This window comes from Streptomyces sp. NBC_00237 (assembly GCF_026342435.1).
In the GTDB taxonomy this organism is placed as follows: Bacteria; Actinomycetota; Actinomycetes; order Streptomycetales; family Streptomycetaceae; genus Streptomyces.
The window spans coordinates 1,402,236-1,425,483 of sequence record NZ_JAPEMT010000001.1 but is presented as its reverse complement, the minus strand read 5'-3'; the positions used below and the strand labels follow the sequence as shown (position 1 = coordinate 1,425,483).

26 protein-coding genes are annotated in these 23,248 nt (G+C 69.1%); 23 read left to right on the top strand and 3 right to left on the bottom strand.

Annotated features, from left to right (window positions below; translation table 11 throughout):
- Positions 1–26: 26 nt before the first annotated feature.
- The 20 genes from OG897_RS06200 (at position 27) to OG897_RS06105 (ending at position 19,175) form a co-directional block, all read left to right on the top strand.
- A complete protein-coding gene (locus OG897_RS06200) occupies positions 27–1,391 on the top strand; it encodes a phage portal protein (RefSeq protein ID WP_266653635.1) in 1,365 nt (454 codons plus the stop codon).
- Entirely contained in the window at positions 1,391–2,410 is a 1,020-nt protein-coding gene (locus OG897_RS06195) for an HK97 family phage prohead protease (RefSeq protein WP_266653633.1), read from the top strand. Before OG897_RS06200 ends, OG897_RS06195 begins: the two co-directional genes overlap by 1 nt.
- Positions 2,410–3,882 carry a phage major capsid protein gene (locus OG897_RS06190; RefSeq protein WP_266653631.1) on the top strand — a complete coding sequence of 491 codons (1,473 nt, stop codon included), beginning with the start codon at positions 2,410–2,412 and terminating at the stop codon, positions 3,880–3,882. The genes OG897_RS06195 and OG897_RS06190 overlap by 1 nt, the downstream gene beginning before the upstream one ends.
- A gap of 75 nt (positions 3,883–3,957) precedes the next feature.
- Complete coding sequence (locus OG897_RS06185) at positions 3,958–4,365, top strand: hypothetical protein (RefSeq protein WP_266653629.1); 408 nt, start codon at positions 3,958–3,960, stop codon at positions 4,363–4,365.
- Between the two features lie 9 nt (positions 4,366–4,374).
- Positions 4,375–4,713 (top strand): hypothetical protein, encoded by a 339-nt coding sequence (locus tag OG897_RS06180; RefSeq protein WP_266653627.1) that lies wholly within the window; start codon positions 4,375–4,377, stop codon positions 4,711–4,713.
- A 4-nt stretch (positions 4,714–4,717) separates the two neighbouring features.
- Positions 4,718–5,365 carry a hypothetical protein gene (locus OG897_RS06175; protein ID WP_266653625.1) on the top strand — a complete coding sequence of 216 codons (648 nt, stop codon included), beginning with the start codon at positions 4,718–4,720 and terminating at the stop codon, positions 5,363–5,365.
- 2 nt (positions 5,366–5,367) lie between these two features.
- Positions 5,368–6,186, top strand: coding sequence for a hypothetical protein (locus OG897_RS06170; protein WP_266653623.1), 819 nt, complete (start codon positions 5,368–5,370; stop codon positions 6,184–6,186).
- Entirely contained in the window at positions 6,187–6,654 is a 468-nt protein-coding gene (locus tag OG897_RS06165) for a hypothetical protein (RefSeq protein ID WP_266653621.1), read from the top strand.
- Positions 6,655–6,669: 15 nt separating this feature from the next.
- Positions 6,670–6,894: a hypothetical protein gene (locus OG897_RS06160; protein ID WP_266653619.1), complete on the top strand. Its 225-nt coding sequence runs from the start codon at positions 6,670–6,672 to the stop codon at positions 6,892–6,894.
- Positions 6,895–6,897: 3 nt separating this feature from the next.
- On the top strand, positions 6,898–7,884 hold the full coding sequence (locus OG897_RS06155) for a phage tail tube protein (protein ID WP_266653617.1): 987 nt from the start codon (positions 6,898–6,900) through the stop codon (positions 7,882–7,884).
- A gap of 2 nt (positions 7,885–7,886) precedes the next feature.
- On the top strand, positions 7,887–8,399 hold the full coding sequence (locus OG897_RS06150) for a hypothetical protein (protein ID WP_266653615.1): 513 nt from the start codon (positions 7,887–7,889) through the stop codon (positions 8,397–8,399).
- Between the two features lie 12 nt (positions 8,400–8,411).
- Positions 8,412–8,981, top strand: a complete 570-nt coding sequence (locus tag OG897_RS06145) for a hypothetical protein (protein WP_266653613.1) — start codon at positions 8,412–8,414, stop codon at positions 8,979–8,981.
- Positions 8,982–9,072: 91 nt separating this feature from the next.
- On the top strand, positions 9,073–12,789 hold the full coding sequence (locus OG897_RS06140; protein WP_266653611.1) for a hypothetical protein: 3,717 nt from the start codon (positions 9,073–9,075) through the stop codon (positions 12,787–12,789).
- Between the two features lie 4 nt (positions 12,790–12,793).
- On the top strand, positions 12,794–15,229 hold the full coding sequence (locus OG897_RS06135; RefSeq protein ID WP_266653609.1) for a LamG-like jellyroll fold domain-containing protein: 2,436 nt from the start codon (positions 12,794–12,796) through the stop codon (positions 15,227–15,229).
- A gap of 11 nt (positions 15,230–15,240) precedes the next feature.
- Positions 15,241–15,654 (top strand): hypothetical protein, encoded by a 414-nt coding sequence (locus tag OG897_RS06130; RefSeq protein ID WP_266653607.1) that lies wholly within the window; start codon positions 15,241–15,243, stop codon positions 15,652–15,654.
- The gene (locus tag OG897_RS06125) at positions 15,651–16,166 is read left to right on the top strand and encodes a hypothetical protein (protein ID WP_266653605.1); all 516 of its coding nucleotides are present in this window, start codon (positions 15,651–15,653) and stop codon (positions 16,164–16,166) included. Before OG897_RS06130 ends, OG897_RS06125 begins: the two co-directional genes overlap by 4 nt.
- A gap of 75 nt (positions 16,167–16,241) precedes the next feature.
- Positions 16,242–17,093 carry a peptidoglycan-binding protein gene (locus tag OG897_RS06120; protein ID WP_266653603.1) on the top strand — a complete coding sequence of 284 codons (852 nt, stop codon included), beginning with the start codon at positions 16,242–16,244 and terminating at the stop codon, positions 17,091–17,093.
- Positions 17,094–17,108: 15 nt separating this feature from the next.
- Positions 17,109–17,381 carry a hypothetical protein gene (locus OG897_RS06115; protein ID WP_266653601.1) on the top strand — a complete coding sequence of 91 codons (273 nt, stop codon included), beginning with the start codon at positions 17,109–17,111 and terminating at the stop codon, positions 17,379–17,381.
- 41 nt (positions 17,382–17,422) lie between these two features.
- A complete protein-coding gene (locus tag OG897_RS06110; RefSeq protein WP_266653599.1) occupies positions 17,423–17,761 on the top strand; it encodes a hypothetical protein in 339 nt (112 codons plus the stop codon).
- A gap of 751 nt (positions 17,762–18,512) precedes the next feature.
- A complete protein-coding gene (locus tag OG897_RS06105) occupies positions 18,513–19,175 on the top strand; it encodes an HAD family hydrolase (RefSeq protein WP_266653597.1) in 663 nt (220 codons plus the stop codon).
- On the opposite strand, the gene OG897_RS06100 is transcribed toward OG897_RS06105, so the two are convergent.
- Positions 19,156–20,427, bottom strand: a complete 1,272-nt coding sequence (locus OG897_RS06100) for a transcriptional regulator (RefSeq protein ID WP_266653595.1) — start codon at positions 20,425–20,427, stop codon at positions 19,156–19,158. The genes OG897_RS06105 and OG897_RS06100 overlap by 20 nt on opposite strands.
- 165 nt (positions 20,428–20,592) lie before the next feature.
- Between OG897_RS06100 and OG897_RS06095 the strand changes: the two genes are divergently transcribed.
- The 3 genes from OG897_RS06095 to OG897_RS06085 are packed head-to-tail and all read left to right on the top strand — an operon-like array spanning position 20,593 to position 21,415.
- Positions 20,593–21,063: a hypothetical protein gene (locus OG897_RS06095; protein ID WP_266653593.1), complete on the top strand. Its 471-nt coding sequence runs from the start codon at positions 20,593–20,595 to the stop codon at positions 21,061–21,063.
- Entirely contained in the window at positions 21,063–21,239 is a 177-nt protein-coding gene (locus OG897_RS06090; RefSeq protein WP_266653591.1) for a hypothetical protein, read from the top strand. Before OG897_RS06095 ends, OG897_RS06090 begins: the two co-directional genes overlap by 1 nt.
- Positions 21,236–21,415: a hypothetical protein gene (locus OG897_RS06085; RefSeq protein ID WP_266653589.1), complete on the top strand. Its 180-nt coding sequence runs from the start codon at positions 21,236–21,238 to the stop codon at positions 21,413–21,415. The genes OG897_RS06090 and OG897_RS06085 overlap by 4 nt, the downstream gene beginning before the upstream one ends.
- Here the strand turns inward: OG897_RS06085 and OG897_RS06080 are convergent.
- A complete protein-coding gene (locus OG897_RS06080; RefSeq protein ID WP_266653587.1) occupies positions 21,362–21,595 on the bottom strand; it encodes a helix-turn-helix domain-containing protein in 234 nt (77 codons plus the stop codon). The two genes, OG897_RS06085 and OG897_RS06080, sit on opposite strands and share 54 nt — an antisense overlap.
- 542 nt (positions 21,596–22,137) lie before the next feature.
- Complete coding sequence (locus OG897_RS06075; RefSeq protein WP_266653585.1) at positions 22,138–23,217, bottom strand: LacI family DNA-binding transcriptional regulator; 1,080 nt, start codon at positions 23,215–23,217, stop codon at positions 22,138–22,140.
- Positions 23,218–23,248 lie beyond the last annotated feature (31 nt).

Genomic DNA, 23,248 nt, shown 5'->3' with positions numbered 1-23,248 from the left:
CTGCTTACCGACGTGGGCGGTAGCGGATGACGAACCTGTGGAGGAGCACCCGGGCCCGCACCGAGAACCGGTCCATCAGCACCATCGACGACTACGCGCAGGCCCTCCAGGAGTCCCTGGGGTACGGCGGGGTCTCGGCGCTAGGGATCACCCAGACGCAGCCCGGGCAGTCCGCGGAAAAGGCCCCTGGTGACCTCCCGGGATACGCGAGGCTGTTCGCCACGAACCCCGTCATCTGGGCGTGCATGGTGGCCCGGCAGTCGGTGTTCTCCGCGCCCCGGTTCCAGTGGCAGCGCCTCAACAACGGCGCTCCCAGCGAGATGTTCGGGACGCCGGACCTGCGACTCCTGGAACGCCCCTGGCAGGGCGGCACCACCCAAGACCTGCTGGCCCGGGTGATCCAGGACGCGGACCTCACCGGCAACTCGTACTGGACTCGCGACGGAGACGACCTCGTACGGATGCGCCCGGACTGGGTGCAGATCGTGCTGGAACGGCGCCGGGTGCGCGGGGGTGACCTCGGGTGGCGGCGGCTCGGCTACCTCTACCAGGAGCCCGGCGGGGCCCCGGTCGCGCTGCTCGCCGACGAGGTGGCGCACTTCGCGCCGACCCCGGACCCGCTAGCCACGTACCGGGGGATGTCCTGGCTGACTCCGGTGATCCGCGAAGCGCAGAACGACGACCTGATGGCAGGCCACAAGCGCCGGTACTTCGAGAACGCGGCGACGCCGAACCTGGTCGTACGGCTGGCTCGGGAGGTCAGCCCTGAGGCATTCGCCAAGTTCAAGGCCAAGATGGACAGCGAGCACCGCGGCGTGGAGAACGCCTACAAGACTCTGTACTTGGGCGGCGGCGCGGACGTGACTGTCGCTGGATCTGACTTCAAGCAGATGGACTTCAGCTCAGTGCAGGGCGCCGGGGAGACCCGCATCGCTGCGGCGGCCGGGGTGCCCCCGGTGATCGTGGGATTCAGCGAGGGCCTGGCTGCGGCCACGTACTCCAACTACGGGCAAGCCAGGCGCCGATTCGCGGACGGCACGATCCATCCGCTGTGGCAGAACGCGGCTGGGTCCTTCGCTCACCTGCTGCCCACTCCCAGCTCCGCACCGGGTGCTGGGCCGTCGACGGCGGTGCGGCTTTGGTACGACGCGCGCGACGTGCCGTTCCTGCGGGAGGACCGCAAGGACGCGGCCGAGATCCAGGGACTCCAGTCCCGGACGATCCGCGCCCTCGTCGATGCCGGGTACACCCCGGAGTCCGTGCAGCGCGCCGTGGGCGCCGAGGACTGGGGGCTCCTGGAGCACACCGGGTTGTTCTCGGTGCAGCTCCAGGCGCCCGGTACGGGTCCGCCAGGCCAGTCGACACCACCATCTGATGAGGAGGGGGCCTGATGCCCACCCTGCACCCTGCGGCGCGCGACCTGGAAAGGTCCGCGCCGTTCCTGCTCCAGCGCGCCGAGGGCGACGCGGAGGGCGACGACGGCCGCACCCTGTCCGGGTACGCGGCGATGTTCGGCGAGGCCACCGAGATCGATAGCTGGGAGGGCCGGTTCACCGAGACGATCCGCAAGGGCGCGTTCCGCAAGACGATCCGCGAGAGCACCCCGGTCATGCAGTTCGATCACGGTCGGCACCCGCTGATCGGGTCCCTGCCCATCGGGTCCATCTCCGACCTCCGCGAGGACGATGCGGGCCTGTACGTCGAGGCCCGGGTGACTGACAACTGGCTGATGCAGCCCGTCCGCGACGCCATCGCCGAGGGCTCCGTGAACGGGATGAGCTTCCGGTTCGAGGTCGTGCGCGAGGAATGGCGCGACGCGGCCGGGAAGGTCGTCAAGCCTGATCAGGTCATGGAGTTGCTCTACATGCCCGGCGACCGGGGCCCTCTCCAGCGCGAGCTGATCGAGATCCGGTGCCGCGAGCTGGGGCCCGTCGTCTTCCCGGCCTACGCGGGGACGAGTGTCTCCGTACGGGCCCGGGACATGGCCGACGGGCTCGCCGCGGACGACGCGATGGCACGGCGTATCCGCCACTCCCTGGCACGCGACGCTGGGGCGCCGTCGGTCCCCGAGGACCCTGAACTCCGCCGTGAGGTGGCGACCGCGCTGCTCTACCAGCAGCCTGGCCGGCCCACCCGGGGTGAACACCTCGTCGTGGTCGACATCCCCGCCGACCCGGAGCCGATGGCCCGGGCCCTCGCGGGCGCAGTCCGTTCCCTCCAGCGCAAGACCGATGGCGCGCCGCTCGCTGATGAGCACCCGCCAGCCCCCGCAGTACCTGACGCGCCGCCCGCCGATGGGCACCCGTCGCCTTCCCCTCGTACAGCACGCATGCGCCCGCAGCTCGCCGAGATCGGCGCGCTGATGGACGGCGTTCTGGCGTCCATCGACACCCCGAAGGAGACAGGCTGATGCCTGAACTTCAGCTCTCTCACCAGCAGGCGGTCATCCGTCTCAAGGACATCCGCGCCCAGCTCGAAGACCTGGAGAAGCGCGACGCACTCACCCGGGACGACGAGCAGACCTTCGACGAACTGACCAGGGAGTTCGCCGACGTCGACGACCACCGCCGCCAGCTGGAGCGTCGCTCCGCGCTGGAGCGGGTCCGCTCGGCGACGCAGGCCACCGACCGGGGCCCGGCCGCGCTCGCGGTCGAACGCGGCTCCTCCACGGGGTCGCGGGACTCGTACGACCTCGACCCGATCCTCAACCCCGATTCGGTGGAGGACCGGCGGTTCCGCAACCCGTGGGACCTGTCCGAGGTCCGCACGTTCTCCCGGTCGAAGGGACAGATCGGCGACGAGCTGCGCGCCCGCGCCCTGTCCGCGATCGAGAAGATGGGCGGCACGAACGACGTCGTCCGCCAGGCCGCGACCGAGATGATCGAGCGGTGGGACGACGGGGACTCGAAGATCGCCCGCATGTGCCTGGCGACGTCCTCGCCTGAGTACCTGCGTGGTTGGGCGAAGGTCGCCACCGGCCGTGGGCACATGATCGCGGTTGAGGAACAGCAGGCGCTGGAGCGTGCGATGTCCCTCACGGACAGCGCGGGCGGCTACCTGGTGCCGTTCCAGCTCGACCCGACGGTGATCATCACGGCGAACGGTTCGCTGAACCAGATCCGCCAGGTGGCCCGGAGCGTCGTCGCGACCGGGGACGTTTGGAACGGGGTTTCCGCCGGGTCTGTGTCGTGGTCGTTCGCGGCCGAGGCGACGGAGGCGAGCGACAACGCGCCGACGTTCGCGCAGCCGAGCGTGCAGCTGCACAAGGCGCAGGGTTTCGTGCCGATCAGTATCGAGGCCATGGAGGACCAGGCCAACGCGACGCAGGAAGTGGCGCGGCTCCTGGCGTTCGGCCGGGACGAGCTGGAGGCCACCAAGTTCATCAACGGCACCGGCTCCGGTGAGCCGTTCGGCATCGTGACCGCGCTGACGGGTACGGCGGCAGAGCTGACGCAGGGCACGAACACCGTGCCGCTGACCTCGGTGTACGGGCTCGACAACAGCCTCCCTGCCCGGTACCGGATGGGTGCCTCGTGGCTGGGCCACCGCAGCATCTACAACGTGGTGCGGCAGTTCGACACTGCGGGCGGCGCGGGCATGTGGGTGCAGCTCCAGGGCGACCAGCCCTCGCAGCTCCTCGGCCGCAGCACCTACGAGGCGGAGGCGATGACCAGCACGGTCACCACCGGCAGCCGCAACCTGATCTACGGCGACTTCTCGAACTACGTGATCGCCGACCGCGTGGGCATGACCGTGGAGTTCATCCCGCACCTCGTCGGCCCGAACCGGCGGCCGACCGGCCAGCGCGGCTGGTACGCGTACTACCGGGTCGGCGCCGACAGCGTGAACGACGGTGCGTTCCGGATGAACAAGGTCGGCTGACCGAACGGTCACAGCAGAGCGGGGCCAGGGCTGCGCGTCCCGGCCCCGTTTCGCTTTCGAGGAGAGAGAGGACTCATGCGCAGGACCGTCTACAGCGAATGCGTGGCTCGCCCCGCCCTCGCGGTGGCCACCCGCACCAACGGTGCCGCCAACGGGATCACCGTGGATCGGCACTACAACTCCAACGCGTTCCGCTCGGCGATGTTCATCGTCCACACCGGGACCATGACGGACGGCACGGTCGCCGTCACCATGCAGGACAGCCCCGACAACTCGGTATGGAGCACGGTCGACGCCTCGTTCGTCCAGGGCTCGCTGCCGTCGATCGCGAATACTGCGGATGACGCGGTGTTCGAGGTCGGCTACACCGGTGGCCAGCGGTACGTACGGATCGTCGCAACGACTTCGGGAGCCACGACCGGTGGAACGTTCGGCGCGACCTGCGTCTTGACCGGGGCCCGGCGCCGTCCGGCCGCTCACTGAGGAGCCGACATGGCAACCATCAAGCGCTGTTCTGAGCCGTTCGCTGCTGAGGTCGGCGGGATCACCCGCGTCATCGCGGCCGGGGAACTCATCAGCACCGATGACGCGATCTACAACCGCGACACCCGCGCCCACTTCGAGGACGTCGCCACGCACGTCGACCGGCAGGCGGAACGGCGGGCCTCCGGGGCGTCCGTGGAGTTGGCAACTGCGGAACCTGGGGAACCGCGGTCACTGACTCCTCCGGCCGAGGACTCCACCGTCGAGGAGGACGCGGACGAATCCCCCGTCGAGGAGGAGTCTTCCGAGTCCGCGCCGAGGCGCCGCACTCGCCGAACTCGCGGGTGAGGCAGTGGGCAGCTTCGCCCTTCTGCGCGACTCCTTCGGGGATGGGGTGGTGGACCCGGTTCTGTGGCCGCAGTCGTATGGCCCGGTCACCGAGGCGGGTGGGCGGGCGCTCATCCCCTGTACGCAGGGGTACGCGGCGCTGTGGTCGGCGGCTGCGTGGTCACTGAGCTGGGGGCAGATCTCCGCACGGGTGGACCCTCCGGCTCCGGGGGGTGCGTCGCTGGCCTCGGTGTCCCTGCTCGTCCTCACGGGGACGGCCGGGACGAACGCCGGGGTCATCGTGGACCGGGCGGCCGGAGTGTTGGGCCTGTACCTGCGCACCGGCTGGGCCGATGCTGGCGCGCTCTTCCCGCCGTATGACGCGGTGGCTCACGCGTGGCTGCGGCTGCGCGAGGACGCCGGGACCTTGTACTGGGAGGCCGCCCCGGACGGCACCACGTGGTCGGTGCTCCGCTCCGCGCCCTCACCCGCGTGGGCGGACCACACCGATCTGTCGCTCCTCATCGAGGCGCACCGAGACACCGGGGTTGACGACGTCGCGGGCATCGCGTCCCTGAACGCGTCACGCGGCGGCGTCCTCTCCGCAGGCACCGGGGCTGTGGCGGCACTCGGCTCTCACATCCGTTCCGGACCCACCCTGAGCGGAGGCTGACCATGCCGTACGACCTCGGGGCGGTGGTCCCGCTCGGGACGACCGTCCGCGACGCGGCCGGAGCCCTGGCGAACGCCGGGTCCATGGCCGTGACCATCGCTCTACCGGACGGGACGTCGAGCACCATCTCCCCTGTGGGCCCGGTGTCCACCGGGACCTACGCCTACGACTACCCGACCGTCCAGGCCGGGCGGCACACCGTGCGGTGGATTGCCACCGGGGTCTGTGCCGGGGCCTACACCGACAGCTTCGACGTACGGGAGGCGATGCCGCCGGGCATCCTCTCCCTCGCCGACGCGAAGAAGCACCTGAACAAGACACGCCCCAGCGACGACGACGAGATCCGCAGCTGGGTCGAGTCCATCACCGCAGGCATCGAGTCGCTGTGCGGCCCGGTCATCGTCCGTACTGTCGTCGAGCGGCACGACGTGCGCCGGGCCCGGACGCTGGCCCTGCGGACGACACCGGTCCTCACGCTTACCGCAGTCGATCCGCTGCTCTCCTCCGGTGCCGTAACGGACGTCGTGGACCTCGACATCGACCCGGACACCGGGGTCGTGCGGCGGCTCGACGGCGGGGCGCTATCTGGGCCGGTGAAGGTCACGTACACCGCGGGTCGCCGGGTCATTCCAGCGGCGCTCACCTCGGCGGCTCGAATCATCCTTCAGCACCTGTGGCGCACCCAGCAGGGCCCGGGTCGCCCGCAGGCAGGCGGGGACGATTACTCGGTGTCCGAGCCGATCGCCGGGTTCGGCTACGCGATCCCGAACAGGGCGTTGCAGCTCATGGAGCCGTACCGGCTGCCACCGGGGGTGGGGTAGATGGCAACCTCCGCTGTTCCTGGGGCGATCACGGCGCTGCTCGGCATCCTGCGGGCGGCGCCGGCGCTGGCCGAGGTGGAGGTGCTCGACGGGCCGCCGGTCGGCGATATGGCGGACGCGGACCTCGTCGTCGTCGGCTGGGCACCCGGGGCCGACACGGCGGCCGAGCTCGTCCAGGACTTCGCGTATGCCGGGGCCCGGCGGCGCGACGAGGAGTTGTCGATCTCGTGCTGGGTCGAGTCGTGGTCCGGGGATCTGGAGATCGGGCCGCGCAGGGAGCGGGCGTTCGCGCTGCTGGCCGTGGTCGAGGACGCGATCCGCGCTTCCGGAGGTGCACCCGAGGCACCAACGCTCGGCGGGACGGTCCTGTGGTCGCACCTGACGAGGGCGGCACTTCAGCAGTTCACCACTGATCAGGGCGTACGGGCAGGGATCGCGTTCACGGTCTCCTGCCGCGCCCGCATCTGACAAGGGAGTCAGCCCATGGCGCGAGTGCGCTACATCGGCGCCGAGCCGGTCACCGTGCCGGAACTCGGCAGCAGGACCGTGCAGCCGGACGAGGTGGTTGAGGTCCCCGACGCGCGGTTCGACGGGTACGTCTGCCAGACCGCTGTGTGGGAGCCAGTCGAGGAACCACGGGACGAGAAGCCCATCCCGGCCGCAGTGAAGAAGATGCCCGCGGCCAAGCCGCAGAAGCTGGAGGACTGAGGCATGGCCATCGGATCAGGTCTTGGCGCGCAGGTCGGCATCGCGGCCGAGTCGTCCTATGGGACGTTCCTCGCGCCCACCAAGTTCATCGAGTTCACCAAAGAGAGCATCGTCCTCAAGAAAACCACCGCGCAATCGGCAGGCATCGCGGCCGGTCGCCTGATGCCCCTGTCCTCTCGCCGCGTGGTGACGCAGCGCGAGGCGTCCGGCTCGCTGGAGATGGAGGTCACCAACAAAGGCATGGGTGTGCTGCTCCAGACCTTGATGGGCACCTCGGTGACTCCGGTGCAGCAGGCGGCCACCGCGGCGTACCTCCAGACGCACACGCTCGCGGACGTCGCGGGCAAGTCGTTGATGATCCAGAAGGGCATCCCTCTCACGACGGGGGCGGTGACCGACAAGTCGTTCGTGGGCTGCAAGATCACTGGGGCCGAATTCTCCTGCTCAGTCGGGGAGATGCTCACCGCTAGCTTCGACATCGACGCGAAGGACTGCGACGAGGGACAGACCCTAGCTGCGGCAACGTACCCGTCGATGAGCCCGTTCCACTTCGGTCAACTCGGCGTGAGGACCGGCAGTTACGGCACGGAGACCGCGCGGGACGGCATCCGGAAGGTCTCGGTGAAGATCGAGCGCGGCATGGCCGTGGACCGGTTCTATGCGAACAGCAGCGCGTTGAAGAAGGAGCCGATCTCCAACGAACAGGTCAAGATCACCGGCAGCTTGGAGATGGACTACGTCGACACCACTCTCGACGACCTCCACACCAGCGACGCGGCGACCAGCCTGGTCATCGAGTTCATCGGGCCGCTGATCGCGGCCACCCACTACGAGACGTTCCGGATCAAGCTCCCGGCGGTCCGGTTCGACGAGGGGCCCCCGACCGTCGATGGGTTCGACGTGATCAAGCCGACGATGAACTTCACCGCGCTGTACGACGGCACGAATCCTGTGGCCATCGAGTACATGTCGACCGACGTGACCCTGTAGCCGTGGCGGCCGGGTCCTTCCAGATCATCGGGACCGGCCAGCTCCTAGAGCTGCAACGGCGTCTGCGGGCGGCCGGTCACGAGAACATCCGCGCGTCCATGCAGCGGCGTATCCGCCGGGCTGCCGAGCCTCTGAAAGATGATCTCCAGCGCACCATGCGCGGACTGCCGATCCGCTCGGCCGGACGCGCATCCGGCAAGCGAGGCGGGGCCAGTCCGACGACGCGTCCGCTTCGGGACACGATCGCGTCCGCGATCCGGATCAGCGTCCGGACCGGCGGATCGCCAGGGGCCCGGGTGTGGATCGACCGGTCCGCGCTCCCGACGGATCTCCGCAACATGCCGACAGTGATCAACACCGGCAGGATCCGCCACCCCGTGTTCGGCAACCGCAAACGATGGGCCACCCAAACCGCCCCGGCGAACTGGTGGGACGGCACCGTCCGCAAGCACACCCCCCGCATGACCGCCGAGGTCGCCCGGATCGTCGACGACGTCCGCAACCGCATCGCCTGACAGGAGCTGACTTTGATCATCGTGTACACCCCGGCCGGTGGGGAGCCCGAGCAGTACGACGTGAACACCCTCCGCGTGTCCGAGGCATCCATCGTGGAACGCACCGTGGGCAGGGAGTGGGGGGACATCGAGAGCAAGCTCAAGAACAACGACCTCGACGGAATGCGCGGGGTCATCTGGGTACTGCGAAAGCGCAGCAACCCGTCCCTGCGGTGGGCCGACTGGGACCCCGGGATCAGGGAGATGCGCACGTTCTGGGACCTCGACGAGGTGGAGCAGGAAGCGGCCCAGGCGCTGAAGCTGCTGGCCGTCGAGGAGGACGTCACTGCTGAGGGTGCGGAGGACTTCGTCCGCGCCATGGCCAAGGCGTGTGTGGACCGCGAACGGGCGGCCGAGGTCATCGAGGCCGTGATCACCACACACCGTGAGACGTCAGTGGCCGACCCAAAAGAGGAGCCCCAGGCGGAGCCCGTGATGTCTCCGACTTTCGCCCCGATCCCAGCATCTCCCGAGCCCGCACCCACTGGCTTGGACTCTTCGCCCACGTCCTCCACATCCCACCCCGAGCCGTCGATGACCTGACCGTCGTCGACTTCCACGTGCTCACCGCATGGCTCGACGCCCACCAGGCACAACAGGCGCAGGGCGCCGAATGAGATAAGGCGGTGACCCGGTGGCCGATTCCCGCCTGAACTTCATCCTCAGTGGTCGCGACCAGCTGTCGCGCGTCCTGGACCGGGCAGGGGACGCGGCGAACCGTATGGGGCGCCGTCTCCTCGTCGCGCAGATCGAGGGATCCGCGGCAATCAACCGGCTGGCGGATACCTCGGCGAACCGGCTCGCCGGGATGCAGAAGGACGCGGACGCCAACGGCAAGGCTGTCGAGGCGCTCAAGAAGACGTTCGTCAGCCTCGCGCCTGCGGCCATTCCGGCGGCGGCTGGCATCGCCGGTGCGCTCGCTCCCATTGCGGCAGGGACTGGTGCCGCCGCGGTGGCTGCTGCCGCATACGGTGCGGCACTGGGTCCGCAGATCAAGGCCATGGGCGAGGCGTCCGAGGCGGAGAAGAAGCACGCCGAGGCAGTCGCGAAGTCCGGTGCCCGTTCGAAGGAGGCCGCTGCCGCGCAGGCGGAGTACGCGAAGGTGATGGCCAAGCTGCCCCCGGAGGTGCAGCGGGCGTCGGCGCAGCTCTCCGTACTGAAAGACACGTATCAGGCATGGTCTGACGGACTAGCCAAGGACACCATGTCGCCGGTGATCAAGGGCATTTCGCTCTTCACCGGGCTCCTCCCGAAGGCGCGCGGGCTTGTCCGTGGCACGTCGGGTGAGCTGGACCGTATGGTCACGATCCTTGGCGGGGGCATGGCCACGCCTGGGTTCGATGCGACCGTGGGCCGCTTCGAGCGCTTCGCGACCGGCACGCTGTCCAAGGTGAACGACGGGATCGTCCGGCTGATGCGGACGGGCGACACCGGCAAGATCGGCGGCGGTCTCCAGGAGTTCATGACGTTTGCGCAGGCGCAGGGCCCGGTGGTGGGCTCTGTCCTGACCAACCTGGGCCAAGCGCTTCTGAACGTCCTACGCGCCGGGTCCGAGGTCGGTGTTGGCATGCTCCAGGCGGTCGACGTCCTCGCCCGGATCGTGTCCGCGGTTCCCCCGGGGGCGATCGCTGCGCTGCTGCAACTCGCGGTCGCGATGCGGGTGGTGAAACTGGCCGCGCTCGGCTTCGCGGCGGCGCGCACGGCGATGGCCGCGTTCGGCGTCCAACTGGTGGCGATGCAGGCCGCAGCCGCGGCTACTCCGGGTCGGCTCGCTGCGGTGACAGCCTCGCTCGGAGCGTTGTCTCGGGGGGCGAAGCTGGCGCTGGCGGGGACCGGTATCGGTCTGCTGGTCATCGCTCTCGGCGAGTTGATGTCGATCGGCAAGCAGGCTCCGCCGGACATCGACAAGATGACCTCGTCCATCGGCCAGTTCGCCCAAGGCGGGAAGCTCAGCGGTGAGGCCGCGCGCGTGCTCGGCACGGACCTCGGCGAGCTGGAGATCTCGCTGCGGACCCTGTCCCGGCCGTCGAACTACGAGTCCACAGTCCAGGGCCTGACCAAGATTTTCGGCATGGACTCGACCGCCGTGAAGACGTCCAAGGAGCAGGTCGGGGCTCTGGACCAGGCGCTCGCGCAGCTCGTCAAGGGGGGCAACCCTCAGTTGGCCGAGGCTGCGCTGAAGCGCACTGCGGCTGGGCTCGGCGAGCTGGGTAAGAGCGAGCTTCGCGGGCAGCTCACCCAGTACAAGGACGCCCTGCGGGACATGGCGTTCGAAGCGAAGCTCGTCGCCGATTCACAGGGGTTGTTCGGTGCGCAGGCGCAGCAGGTGCAGGCAAAGCTGGCAGCGCAGAAGGCGTCGGCCGACGGGCTGCGGCAGTCGCTCCAGGCGCTGAACGACGTCAACCGTCAGGGCCTCTCCGGGATGATCGGGTTCGAGGCTGCACTCGACGCGACCACGGCTGCGATCAAGGGGAACGAAACCGCCCTCAGCATGTCGGGTGGGCAGCTCGACCTGAACAGCGCGAAAGCCCGCACGGCGGCCGGAGCGTTGAACGACCTCGCGGCGAAGACCGACGAGGCGGCGGCGCAGGCCAGGCAGTCTGGGGCTTCGTGGTCCACGGTGAACGGGATCTACGAGAAGGGCCGCACGGCACTAATCCGGGCTGGCGATGCAATGGGCCTCACCCGGCAGCAGGCTGCGGCGCTGGCGGCACAGATCCTCCGCACCCCGGACAAGACGGCGAGGCTGCGTGGCAACCTGGACGATCTTCAGGCGAAGCTGACCAGCGCGAAGGCGCAGTTGGGCCGTGTGCCGGACTCGCGGAAGGCTGCGATCCGGGCGCAGATCGCGCAGCTTGAAGCGCAGGTCGCCGCGGCGAAGCGGGCGCTCGCGTCCATCCAGAACAAGACGGTGACGGTCCGCACGAACTACGTGCAGACCGTTGCCGCGCAGCAGAAGCCGTCGTGGATGCTGGCGTCCGGCGGGCTGGTCGGCTATGCCTCCGGTGGTCTGACCGGATACCCGGGGGGCGGGGCGGTTCGTGGTCCGGGCACGGGGACGTCGGACAGCATCCTCGCCATGGTCTCCAACGGTGAGTACGTCATCCGCGCACGTTCGGTCGCCAAGTACGGGCTGGACTTCCTGAACGCGCTGAACGCGGGTCAGTTGGGAATGTCCGGGCTCGGCGGCTCAGCGATGGCCGGTGCAGGGGCCGAGGTGGGCCGGGGCCTGTCCTCTGGGATGGCTGCGTCTGCTGGTGGTGTGGAGTCGTCCGCGCGGGCGATGGCCGCTGCGGTGTCGGCTGGGGTGCGCGGTGAGCTGGAGATTGCATCGCCGTCGAAGAAGATGCAGGCCCTCGCGAAGCAAGCGGGGCAAGGTCTGATCGTGGGCCTGACCGGAAGCGCATCGAAGATCGCGTCCACGGCGAAGAGTCTGGCCTCGGCGATCTGGGCCGCCTTCAAGGGGCGGCGTACGAACGTCGACTCGTGGCTCGTCGCGAAGCTCAACCGAGAGAACGTCCGGCTCCAGGGCCTCGCCAAGCAGCGTGATGCGCTCGCGTCGAAGATCGCCACTGCTAAGGCGTACGCGACGGACCTGACGACGAAGGCCCGAGAAGGGGCGGCGCTCGGCGCGCTCGGGCTGGACGCGGAGGAGGTGTCGGCCGGGTCCATCAAGGGCGGGCTCGCGGCCAAGCTGTCGAAGATCAAGACGTTCACGAGCTACGTGAACGCCCTGGCCAAGCGGGGGCTCAGCAAGTCTCTGCTGCGGCAAATCCTCGACATGGGGCCGGAGCAGGGCTACGCCTACGCGTCCGCGCTGGCCGGGTCCAACTCGAAGGTGCTGTCCTCGATCAACAGCACGCAGGGACAGATCGAGAAGGCGTCGGCCTCCCTCGGCAACGCGGGCGCCGACGCGATGTACGACAGCGGGCGCATGGCGGGCAAGGGGTTCCTCACGGGTCTGCTCGGCCAGCAGAAGGACATCGAAGCCGCGATGCTCCGGATCGCCAAGGGGATGCAGAAGAGCATCAAGCAGGCCCTCGGCATCCGCAGCCCGAGTCGCGTCATGGCGGAGATGGGCCGCTACTCCACCGAGGGTCTCGCGCTCGGACTTGTCGACCGGCTCCCGGCCGTGGACAGGGCAATGGGTGTGGTGTCCAGCAGGGTCACGTCGGCTCGGCCCGCGATCACCGCAGGGACGTCCGGCGGCCGGGGCGGTGCGGCACCGGTGTACGTACAGATCGACGTGCACGGGGCCCTCGACCCGGTCGCGGTGGGCAGGGAACTCCGCCGCACCCTGCTCGAACTCAAGAGGGTCCACGGCGTCAACGTCGTCCTGGGAGTGGGGTGATGGTGTGGCGATCCTCGTCGAGGCCGGGTGGGGTGGGCTGATCACCGCCCCGGCCACCATCACCTGGACGGACATCTCCCAGTACGTCGACATGGTCCAGGGCATCGCCATCAGTCGTGGTGCCTCGGACGAGCTGTCGGAAACTCAGCCCGGGACGATGACGCTGCGCCTGGACAATGCGGACGGAAGGTTCACCCCGGGCAACAGCGCTTCCCCGTACTACCCGTTCGTCCGCCGCAACGCCCCAGTGAGGGCTGCGGTCACCACGACCACCGCCCGCACCGGGGTCGCCCCGTGGCCCGCCGCCATGCTCAGCGACGACTTCGACGACGAGCGGATCGACACCATCCTGTGGCCCTCGTCCTACGGCGGGGCGGTCGAGGTCGGCGGCAAGGCACGCGTCCCGCTGATCCCGGGCGGGTTCGCGGCATACCAGTCGGCGCGTTCCTGGACCCTGGCCGGGTCAGCGTTCTGGGCGAAGCTCGCCACCCTCCCCTCCACGCTGGGCAGCTCGGCGGCGTCGGCCGGACTCATGGCGAACAGCCTCACCGCCGGGACACGAGTCGGCTTCCAGTACAGCCCGGTCACGGGTGAGCTGCGGTGTGTCAGCGACGTCGGGTACTTCGACGCGGGCGCGACGGTGCTGACGTACTCGCCGATCAGCCACGCCTGGCTCCGCATGCGGGAGACCGGCGGCACCCTGTACTGGGAGACCTCGTCGACCGGGACCGGGTGGACGGTACGCCGGTCGATCGCCACCCCGGCATGGGTGACGTCGCAGGCCCTGGTCATCGAGATGCCAACGAGCCGAACCGGGGGCAGCACCGACTATGTGGAGTGGGACCTCTTCGGGCACCGGGTGCGCAGCAGGTTCTGGGGCACACTGAACGAGTTGCCCGTGGACTGGGAGGGCTTGGAGTCCAAGGTAACGGTGTCCGCGTCCGATCTGTTCAAGCGGCTCAACCGCTTGCCCTCGCTGAAGTCGTGTCTTGTCGAGGAGGTGCTCCTCTACGACCCGCGCGCGTACTACCCGCTTACCGAACCAGCCGGAGCGACCAGCGCGGGCGACCTGTCCGGGCGCGCGTCCGGGGCGCTCGCCCGCCTTCAGGTCAGCAGCGGAGGCACCGCCGATTTCGGGGCGGACGGTCCGCCGGCCACTGGTGAGACGTGTCTCTCGCTGGTCCCGGCGAGCGCTTCGGCGGGGAAGTACTTCTCTGCCAACCTGGGCTCGACCTTCCAGTCTGACTCGGGCCTGTACTGGAAGCTCGTCGAGTGCTTCTTCAAGACGAGCACGAACAGCCGCGCCCTGCTGGGGCTGTACTCGCCGGACTTGGATCACGAACTCGTCCTCGCCCTGAACGGGTCCGGCGTCCTGGTGGTCGAGCACATCGAGGACGGGCCTGGAACACGGCTCGTCCAGACCACCACGTCCGGCAACCTCGCCAACGATGTCTGGCATCACGTGGTGTACGACGAGGCCAACCGAGCCGTGTACGTGGACGGGTTCCTCGTCGGGACGTACCCGGCGATCAGCGGCATGGGCAACCTGCGCGGCCTCCACGTCGGCGGGTACCGGGGCGCACGCCTGTGGTCGGGGCAGATCGGGCACGTTGCCGTGTACCTCAACCCGGTCGCGCTCGGCGCGCTGCGGGCGGAGCACTACACGGCAGGGATGACGGCGTATGACGGGGAGGCGGCGGACGAGCGGGTGTCCCGGCTGGCCCGGTACGCGGGCATCACCGATGTCACCGTGTGGGGCAGCACCCACGACCCGGTGGCCGCGCAGGGCGAGGCCGGGACGGCGGTGATGCCACGGCTGCGGGAGGTCGAGGCAACCGAGTCCGGGAAACTCTTCGCGGAGCGCGACTGGTACGGGCTGGCCTACCAATCCCGCGACCTGCGCTACAACCCGGACCCGCTGTCCGAGGTGTTCACGATCGCCTACGCGGACCTGGAGCCGGGGACATCGCTCCGGGATGACGACCAGAAACTCACGAACCAGGTCGAGGCCAGCAGGCCGGGCGGTGCGACGCAGCGTGTGTCCGCCCCGGAGAGCGTGGCCGCATACGGAACGTACTCGCAGCAGCTCACCCTGCTGAAGACGAGCGACAACAGCGTTCTCGACGCCGCGTATTGGACGGTGTCCCGGTACGCCGACCCGGGCCCGGAGCTGCGTGAAGTCCCGGTCGAGGCGTTCACGATGACTGGGTACTCCGACATTCTCGACGCGGACATCTCGACGTACTTTTCCGTGACTGGCCTCCCGAGTCAGGCACCCGCGTCGTCGATGCGGGTCACCATCGAGGGCTACACCGAGACCATCCGCGAGAAGTCCCACACGATCCAGTTCCACACCAGCACCTCCGCCACCGACTCCGTGTGGGTCCTCGACGACCCCACGTACAGCGTCCTCGGCACCACCACCCGACTCGCCTACTGAGGAGCGTCAGCATGCCCATCGCCGTTGTCAGAGCCGAGCGGTACTACATGCCGCCGCCGCGCGAACCCAAGGACGTGTGGGACGACGTCCCGGCCGCCGAGCGGGTATTCAAGTGGATCGAGTACCGCATGGGCCGCCGCGTCGTCGTCCCGGAGGGGCCAGCCGAGCAGACGTACTTCGCGAGGATCAATCAGAACCGGTGGCTGGTCGACTGCGTCTGTGGCTCGGCGCAGATCGGAGCCCCGACCGACCCGCGCGCCGGGTGCACGGAGTGCGGGCTCGGCTGGTGCATGGTGATCTACCCGGACGATGTGGTCACAGTCGAGGCCGAGATGATGCAGCAGCCCCTGCCGCACCTGCGGAACTGGTGGCACGCAGACGACCCGAAGAACCCGGTACCTCCGGTGATCGTGGGTGAGCAGTGACGTTCACTCCGCGCACGTGGGCGGTGGGCGAGACCGTCACGGCGAGCATGCTCAACACTGAGATTCGAGATCAGTTCAACTCGATGTTCGGTGCGTGGACTCCGTACACCCCGACGTGGACGGCTGTCACGACACCACCGGCCCTCGGAAACGGGACGCTCACCGGGCAGTACATGAAGATCGGCCGCACCTGTTTCACGATCTTCGTGCTGACGATGGGGTCCACCACCACGTACGGGTCCGGGTTCTGGAAGATGTCGCTCCCCTTTACCGCAGCCACGGTGACTGGCGGATCTCCGGGTGTCTTCAACTACATCTACTCGCGCAGCCCTACACCGAACTTCATGATCGGTAGTGGCGCAGTACCCAACGGAGCGTCCAACACCGACCTCATGTACCTGCCCTCGCTCTCGGTCACTGGCGACTGGAACGCTCTCAACGACACCACCCCGGTCACCCCGGCGGCTGGCGAGATCCTTCGCGGCTTCGGCACCTACCAGACCGCGACCTGACCTCACGCCCCTAACACCTCACGCCCCGTGCCTCGTTGGCCGGGGCGTTCGTCATGCCTACTGGAGGAGGAGCACATGCCCGACCTGTGGATGCCCGGGGCCAGACGCCTCGACGTGGGCGATACCGCTCCGATGGACGGCGGCCCGGCGAAGGCGGTCGCGCACATCACGTGGGACCGCAACGCGACTGCGGCGAAGCCTCAGCCGCTGGTCTCCTTCGAGACCCTCACCGAATACTTCGGCCGGAATCCGGACGGGCGCCGAGCCGCACCCCACATCCTGTGGGACCCGTTCACCGGGAGGTTCACCCAGTTCGTCCCGGCGGACAGCCGGAGCAAGAGCCTCGCCGACCGCGCAGGCGGAACGCGAACAAACCGCGCGGGCAAGGTCGTGCTCCAGATCGAGGCGCTGTTCTTCCCGTACTGCCGCGTGGACGGGAAGGTGTACGGCCGCCTTGTCGACACCCCGTGCAAGGGCTGGCTGGAGCTGCTCGCGTGGGTGCGCTCTCACGGAGTGCCCGATGTGTGGCCGATGGGGCGGCCGAGCGACTTCGCGTCCCGGCGCGACGAGGCAACGTGGGCCAAGCAGGGTGGCTGGTACGGCCACTCGCAGGTGCCCGAGAACGATCACCAGGACCCGGGTTCCTGGCCCGCGTTCGCGCCCGCCCCTCCGAGACCGGCATACGAACCGTTCCCTGGGGCTGCGTTCTTCGTACTCGGCCGCCGGTCTGCGGTCATCACCGCGATGGGGCGCCGCCTCGTCGCCGAGGGCTGCGGCCGGTATCAGGTGGGTCCGGGCCCGGCCTGGTCCGAGGCCGACCGCCAGTCGTACGCCGCGTGGCAACGCCGCCTCGGCTACTCCGGGGACTCCGCCGACGGAATCCCTGGCGCTGAATCGTGGGCGCGACTCCGCGTCCCCAACGTCTGACCTGAGAGGACCCCCATGGACCAGAACCAGATCCATTTCCCTGATGCCGAGACCGTCATCAAGACCGGCACTGCGTACGCGAGAGACCTCGCCGAGCGCACCGCCGCGACGTTCGTCGTCGCCGCCGCAGGCGTGGCCGTGGCCGCTGGCCCTGCGGACATGTTCAGCGCCAGCTTCTGGGAGACCGTCGGAGCGGCGGGAATCGCCGCGGCCGGGTCCCTGCTGAAGGGAATGCTGGCCCGCGCGTTCGGCACGAAGAACTCGGCGAGCCTCGTCAAGGGCGTGTAGCGGTGGCCTGGTTACCGATCCGCTGACGTACTCGGGAGGACATGCTCGTGGACGCTGCGACCATCGGCGCTATCGGGGCGATTGTCGTCGGGCTCGCAGCGGCCACAGCCTCATGGGTCGGGCAGCGTGGATCAGCGCGAGCCACCCATCAGGGTGCGGTGATGACCGGGTACGGCGGGCTCGTGGATCAGCTCCAAGAGGAGCGCGCAGTCCTCCAGGGCAGGCTGAGTACCGCTGAGACGGAACTGGCCTTGGCCTACGCCGAGTTGTCCCGGGAGCGCGCTGACCGGGCTGCACTTCAGGCTGAGATCACTGCGTTGCGTACGGAGATCGCCGACCTTGAGCGGCAGCTCGACCAGCTGGGAGGACCATCCTCGTGAGGACGACGACCAGACTCCGGCGCCGCCGTCGCTCGTGCGGGCTGCTCCACCGCCGGTGGCGGTCGATCGGTGTGGCTGCGGTTCTCCTGGTCCTCTCCGGGGCCGTCGTGCTGGTGTGGGTACGGATCGAGGCCGAGTCCCAGCGCACGGCCCGGGTGGCTGCGGAGGCGGACCGGCGGGGCGAGGCAGTGTCCACTCTGGCCGGGGATGTGCGGGTGTTGCGTGCGCAGATCCAGGCGCGCGGCGGTACCCCGGCGGCTCCGGACCCGGCGACTGCGGTGGATGATCTGCCGGATCGGGCTGAGGTGCCGGTGCCGATCCCTGGGCCTCCGGGGCCTGCGGGGCGGCCGGGTGAGCGGGGTGAGCCTGGTCCGTCCGGATCGCCCGGGTCACCGGGTGTCCCGATCCCTGGGCCGTCGGGCCAGCCTGGTGCGGACGGGGCGTCGATCGTGGGCCCGGCCGGACCATCTGGGCCCACCGGCCCGGCGGGTCCAGCGGGTGCACCTGGCGAGCGCGGCCCGCAGGGTGAGCCCGGCCGGGACGGTACGGACGGCCAGCCTTGCCCGGACGGGTACACGCTCCAGTCCCCTGCGGGTGATCCGGACGCGCTGGTGTGCCGACGAGAAGGAGCCCCTCCCCCGGAGCCCTCGCCTGCTTCCCTCTTCTATCGACGGAACCCGTAGCTTCCCCCTCCTGCCTTCGGGCGGGAGGGGCTTTCGTCATGTCCGGGCTCCGCCCTATTCTTCGGATCATGATTCGCGCAGTGGTCTTCGACGTCGGTGAGTGCCTGGTCGACGAGACGCGGGAGTACGGCACGTGGGCCGACTGGCTCGGCGTACCCCGCCACACTTTCGCGTCGATGTTCGGCGCGGTGATCGCCCAAGGGCGTGACTACCGTGACGTGTTCCAGGAGTTCCAGCCCGGGTTCGATCTGTACGAGCAGCGGCAGGCCCGCGCTGATGCTGGGCAGCCGGAGCACTTCGACGAGTCCGACCTCTACCCCGATGTACGCCCTGCGCTGGCGTCTCTGCGTGAGGCGGGTCTGTGGCTCGGCATCGCAGGAAATCAGACCGTGCGCGCGGGCGGCATACTGCGGGGCCTGTTCACCGGGGACGTCGACCTGATCGGCACCTCGGACGACTGGGGCGCGTCCAAGCCAGACCCGCTCTTCTTCGAGCGCGTCGCCGAGGTGGTGCCGTTCGCCCCGGAGGAGATCCTCTACGTGGGCGACCGCGTCGACAACGACCTCCGCCCGGCCGTCGCCGCAGGCATGCCGACCGCGCTCGTCCACCGGGGCCCGTGGGCCACGATCCAGTGGAACACCGAGGAAGCGGTGAAGCTGCCGACGTTCCGTATCGACAGCCTTACCGAACTCCCCGGCCTGATCGCCAAGTTCAACGCTGAAGCGCGCTGACCGTCGCACGCCACCCGTGCATCGCATCGTCCAGCTCGACCACGCACGGGTGGTCACTCCACGGCTGAAGGGTGTTGCGCACGTCGCGCACGCGGTTCATACCAGTGGCGTACCAGGTGACGGAGAGCTGACCAAGAGCCTGCTTGGCCCAGTCGCACGCGGACTCGATCTCGCGCTCGCCTGCGGACGCTGCGGCGAGGTCGCCGAGGATCACGGCGCGCTGCTTGCCCGCGTCCGGCGGGAGGTCGTGGAGCACCTCGACGAGGGTCTGACGTGCCTGGGCGTACATCTTGGCCTTGAGCTGGGTGTTGCCCTTGAACGCGGCGAGCCGGGCCGGGCTGAACCAGTCCATCCACTCAGGCGACTTGAACTCACTCTCAGCGGCGAGGGTGGTCTCAGCGTCATTGATCAGCGCCAGGGCCGTCTTCGGGTGCCCGCACCTCGTCTCACACTCCGCTTGGACAGCATCGAGCCAGGCGAGGTACTCGTTCGAAGGCTGGCCGCGGCGGGCGTACGAGCGTGCCGCTCGCATCCGTTCCTGTGCCGTGGGACGGTCACCAGCCCATCCGGGAATGAACGCGGTGTGGGCGAGGATCGCTGAGCCGAGGAGTGTGTCGTCCGCTTCGGCCGCAGCTTGGAGCGCACGGACGTAGGTGTCGGCTGCGGCGTCCGGTTTCTGGAGGTCGAAGAACTCGATCCGCCCGGCCATCAATCCGGACTCGGCGAGGGCGCGGGCAAGGATGATGCGGGCTCGGCCTGCGGTCTCCGACATGAGGGCGGTGCCCAGCCTGGTGTGCTCGACCACGGTGGGGTGCATCTGGGTGGGCTGCACCGTCCAGTAGAGGCGCCGGTGGCTGGCGGTGATGAGCGCGTAGTCCGCAGCGACGCTGTCCGGCTGGAACCCTCCGGCTCCGCTGGGGAGGGGAAGGGGTGCCGGGCCCATTCCGCCGACGGCGGGGAGTCCCACGCGGGGGGTGTCGTCCGAGGAAGCCGGTCCCCATGCGGGGCTGAACCCGAGGTCGGCCATGGTGACGTTGCCGAGGACGTGTCGGAGGACGCGTTGGTAGTCGGCCTGTGGCCATGGTGGGTGCTCGGATTCCCAGCGCCTGACCTGTCGGACACTGACATCGAGTTGGCCCAATCCGAGGCGTGGGCCAGCATTGTTCAGCGCGTCGACGAGGGCTTGTTGGGTGGCGTACCCGGCGGCAACGCGGGCGGCCTTGAGCGCGGTGTTGCCGTTGGGGCGGGGCATGCGGGACCTCCATGTGGCTACTGGCCTTCACGGTACGGGTCAACTCAGGTGAAAGTAAGGCCGTTTGGTGTCCTCTCGAAGTCCCTTTTACGGCCTTCAATGGGACGTCTATCAGGATCACGATGGGGCACCACCGGCCAACCACGAGGTACAGAGGCGGCCCCAGTGCACACCCAAACCGGCACCAGAATCTCCGACTGGCTTGCCCGCGCACACGACGATCCGGCGACCGCGCACCGGGAGTGGGCGGCGCAGGCCGTGGCGCTGTTGCCGCTCGGCGTCAGCTTCGATGCCGTCCGTATCCCTGCCGCGGTCGTGCGGGCCGCGCTCGGTACGGACAACCAGGAAGCGATCACCCGCACCCTGCCAGTGATGCTCGGCGGCCCGGTGATCCAGGACGGCGCGAATTGGACGTACGCACTCGTGCCCACGGGCGGCATCGCCTCATGGCCGACCCAAGCGGGCACGTACTGCGGCACCGGTTGGCTCGCCGTCCCGCGCGTCGACCAGCTCGCCCCGCCCGGGCTGCACTGGGCTGTCGCCCCGGACGCCCCCGGGCGCCTCTGCAACCTGGTGGCCGTGGGCCAGATGCTGGCGGTCGGTGCCGCCCGCCTGTCCGGGAAGGAGCGAGGGTGATGGACCAGAACCTCTCTCAGCTCAAAACGGCACGCAGCTACCCCGAATTCGCCGCGCTCATGACGCATGGCGGCAGCTGCTCCACGTGCAGGGCCGGGACTCTGTGCCCGAAGGGCACGCGGCTGATGGCCGCCTGGGAGTCCTGCCGTCCCTGGCGGGAGAGGGAAGCGGCATGACCCGCTGCCCGAGCCGCGACGGGGACGGCCACCAGTTCCCGGATGAGGACGAGACCGGCGCGTACTGCGAACCCCACGGCGTGACGCTGCTGTTCTACGGCGATCCGATCACCGACGCGGATCTACCGGACGAGGTCAGCGAGCGGGACGCCGATCGCGTCAGCGATGAGGAGTAGCGAGTCGAGGCGGGCCGATGCGTGGCCCTGCTCGATGCGGTTGACGTTGTTGCGCTCGATCCCTGTAGCGAGGCCGACCTGCTCCTGGGTGAGGCCAGCGGCGCGACGGGCAGCGCGGATGTTCTCGCCGATGGCCTGGCGTCGGGTGAGTACCCAGTCGGGCCGGTCGGTGGGTGGCACCCTCCAATGCCATCGACCGCAAGATCAAAAGTCTGTAGCGTTTACAGCACTTTTCGCGATGTGGAAATAGGTAAACCAGATCTTCATCCATCCGAGTGGATGGACGGGTGACCCGCGTTGAAGCGGAGAGGAACCCTTCACCTCCACTCCCACGACTACCTCCCGGACACGCCCCCCAGGCATCCGGCGAGGTGCACTGTGCCCTCGACCTGATCAGTCGGGGGCACTGTTGCGTGCTGCGGTTGGGGTGCTTTGCACTCACCCCTGCGGTGACTTATGATCTTGCTACGGGCTTGTTCCCACGGGAACAGTCGGCCGCGTTATGCGGCATCGACTGGCACTGACTGACATCGAACTGCACCTGAATGTCCTGATATTCAGCGTCTCCGCAGGTCACATGTGGGTCACGAATCTGGTTCAAGTCCCGTCACTCACCCTGAAGGCTCAAGGCCCCGGTTCGAAAGAACCGGGGCCTTGGTCGTTTTCACGGGCTCTTGGTCGTTTTCACGGGGCCGGGTGCCCTGTGCGGCGGGGCGCGCGGGTCAGGACGACATGCGGGTGACCAGTTCCGTCGGGAGCATCAGCCGGGGCTGCGCGGGACGCGGGACGCCCACCGGCAGCGAGGCGCGGGCGATCTCGGAGAGCAGGGTCACCGCCATCAGGTGACCCATCTCCTCGATGGGCTGGCGCACGCTGGTGAGCGGCGGGTCCATCTGGCGGGCGATCGACGTGTCGTCGAAGCCGACCATCGCGAGGTCCTCAGGGACCCGCACGCCCCGTTCGCGCAGGACCTGGCGGGCGCCGACGGCCATCACGTCGGAGGCGACGAAGACCGCGTCCGGCGCGGGGGTGACGTCGAGGAGGGCTTCCATGGCTCTGCGGCCGCCCTCCTCGGTGAAGTCGGCGGGCGCGATCAGCGCCTCGTCGGCGACCAGGCCCGCCTCCGCGAGGCCGTCGCGGTAACCGGCCAGGCGGCACTGCGCACCGTAGATGTCCAGGCCGCCGGTGATGGTGGCTATCCGGCGTCGGCCGCGCGCGGCCAGGTGGGCGACGGCCTGCCGGGCGCCGGAGACGTTGTCGGCGTCCACCCAGGGCAGGGGCTCGTCGGCGGAGCGCCGGCCGCTGATGACGGCCGGGATGCCCAGTTCGGCGAGCAGGTCGGGGAGGGGGTCGTCGGCGCGCAGCGAGACGACCAGGACACCGTCGACGCGGTGGCCGGCCAGGTAGTGGGCCAGCCGGGCGCGGTCGCGGTCGTTGCCGACGATGGTGAGCAGGAGCTGCATCTCGGTGTCGTCCAGGGCGTTGTTGACGCCGCGCAGGATGTCGGAGAAGTACGGCTCGGCGAAGAAGCGGTTCTCGACTTCCGGGACCACCAGGGCGATCGCGTCGGTGCGGTTGGCGGCCAGGGCGCGGGCCGCCCGGTTGGGTACGTAGCCCAGTTCCGCGACGGCCGCCTCGACGGCGGCTCTGGTGCGCTCGCTGACCCTCGGCGAGCCGTTGACCACCCGTGACACCGTGCCCCGCCCGACGCCCGCTCTCGCGGCGACCTCTTCCAGCGTGGGGCGGCCCGCCCCGCGTGCGCCGCGCACCGTGCTCCGGTTGCCCGTTTCCCGTATCGCCATTGAATCGACTCCTCCCGGCCCGTCCACGCGT

Excerpts from the sequence above, each read along its gene's own strand:
- OG897_RS06200 (WP_266653635.1), top strand. The coding sequence starts at position 27 with ATGACGAACCTGTGGAGGAGCACCCGGGCCCGCACCGAGAACCGGTCC.
- OG897_RS06195 (WP_266653633.1), top strand. The coding sequence starts at position 1,391 with ATGCCCACCCTGCACCCTGCGGCGCGCGACCTGGAAAGGTCCGCGCCG.
- OG897_RS06190 (WP_266653631.1), top strand. The coding sequence starts at position 2,410 with ATGCCTGAACTTCAGCTCTCTCACCAGCAGGCGGTCATCCGTCTCAAG.
- OG897_RS06185 (WP_266653629.1), top strand. The coding sequence starts at position 3,958 with ATGCGCAGGACCGTCTACAGCGAATGCGTGGCTCGCCCCGCCCTCGCG.
- OG897_RS06180 (WP_266653627.1), top strand. The coding sequence starts at position 4,375 with ATGGCAACCATCAAGCGCTGTTCTGAGCCGTTCGCTGCTGAGGTCGGC.
- OG897_RS06170 (WP_266653623.1), top strand. The coding sequence starts at position 5,368 with ATGCCGTACGACCTCGGGGCGGTGGTCCCGCTCGGGACGACCGTCCGC.
- OG897_RS06165 (WP_266653621.1), top strand. The coding sequence starts at position 6,187 with ATGGCAACCTCCGCTGTTCCTGGGGCGATCACGGCGCTGCTCGGCATC.
- OG897_RS06160 (WP_266653619.1), top strand. The coding sequence starts at position 6,670 with ATGGCGCGAGTGCGCTACATCGGCGCCGAGCCGGTCACCGTGCCGGAA.
- OG897_RS06155 (WP_266653617.1), top strand. The coding sequence starts at position 6,898 with ATGGCCATCGGATCAGGTCTTGGCGCGCAGGTCGGCATCGCGGCCGAG.
- OG897_RS06130 (WP_266653607.1), top strand. The coding sequence starts at position 15,241 with ATGCCCATCGCCGTTGTCAGAGCCGAGCGGTACTACATGCCGCCGCCG.
- OG897_RS06120 (WP_266653603.1), top strand. The coding sequence starts at position 16,242 with ATGCCCGACCTGTGGATGCCCGGGGCCAGACGCCTCGACGTGGGCGAT.
- OG897_RS06115 (WP_266653601.1), top strand. The coding sequence starts at position 17,109 with ATGGACCAGAACCAGATCCATTTCCCTGATGCCGAGACCGTCATCAAG.
- OG897_RS06110 (WP_266653599.1), top strand. The coding sequence starts at position 17,423 with ATGCTCGTGGACGCTGCGACCATCGGCGCTATCGGGGCGATTGTCGTC.
- OG897_RS06105 (WP_266653597.1), top strand. The coding sequence starts at position 18,513 with ATGATTCGCGCAGTGGTCTTCGACGTCGGTGAGTGCCTGGTCGACGAG.
- OG897_RS06100 (WP_266653595.1), bottom strand. The coding sequence starts at position 20,427 with ATGCCCCGCCCCAACGGCAACACCGCGCTCAAGGCCGCCCGCGTTGCC.
- OG897_RS06090 (WP_266653591.1), top strand. The coding sequence starts at position 21,063 with ATGGACCAGAACCTCTCTCAGCTCAAAACGGCACGCAGCTACCCCGAA.
- OG897_RS06085 (WP_266653589.1), top strand. The coding sequence starts at position 21,236 with ATGACCCGCTGCCCGAGCCGCGACGGGGACGGCCACCAGTTCCCGGAT.
- OG897_RS06075 (WP_266653585.1), bottom strand. The coding sequence starts at position 23,217 with ATGGCGATACGGGAAACGGGCAACCGGAGCACGGTGCGCGGCGCACGC.